Consider the following 696-nt stretch of genomic DNA (forward strand, 5'->3'; position numbering starts at 1 on the left):
GGACCAGCTCGGAGACCATGGTCATCAGGTGCTCCAGCGTATCCACGTTGACGCGGATCGACTGGTTGGCGATGCGGTCGCCCTCGCCCGCCATCTCGTCGGCCATCGACTTCTTCGGCGCGGCCTTTTCCTTGGCGGGCTTTGCGGCTTCAGCAGCCGGCTCGGCCTTAACCTCAGCCTTGGCCACGGGCGCGGGCACCGGCGCTTCGATCGCGGTCTCGCGGAAGGCGCGCTCGAGCTCGTCGAGCGAGACCTCGCCCGGACGCAGCGGACGCTCCAGGGTCTGATCGACCAGCGTGCCCATGGTCATCTCCTTGGCGGGGGCGGCTGCAGCGGCGGGCGCTTCCGGCACCAGCGGCGGCGCATCGGCAACGGGAGCAGCAGTGCCGGCTGTCGGCATCGGCTCCGCCGAGCCTGACATGGCCGCCATGCCCTGCTCGACCATTGCTTCCAGCTTGTCGATGAGATCGCGGTCGTTCCCCTCAGGCTCGGCCTCGGTCGCCTCCAAGCCAGCCAAAATCTCCTTGATGCGGTCGATCGAGGACAGGATCACCGTCACCGCCTCGGCGGTCACAGGCATGCCGTCACGGAATTTGCCCATCAGGGTCTCGCCGGCATGCGCCAGCGCTTCCAGCCGCGGCAGGCCGAGGAAGCCGCAGGTGCCCTTGATGGTGTGGACCAGGCGGAAGATGTTAT

1 protein-coding gene is annotated in these 696 nt (G+C 67.8%); it reads right to left on the minus strand.

Annotation, left to right across the window (positions count from 1 at the left end; genetic code table 11):
* A partial coding sequence (locus I6F37_RS38355; RefSeq protein ID WP_225154122.1) for an Hpt domain-containing protein occupies positions 1-696 on the minus strand: 696 nt, incomplete at both ends.

Origin of the sequence: Bradyrhizobium sp. NBAIM08 (assembly GCF_020193935.1) — a bacterium.
GTDB classification, from domain to species: Bacteria; Pseudomonadota; Alphaproteobacteria; order Rhizobiales; family Xanthobacteraceae; genus Bradyrhizobium; species Bradyrhizobium yuanmingense.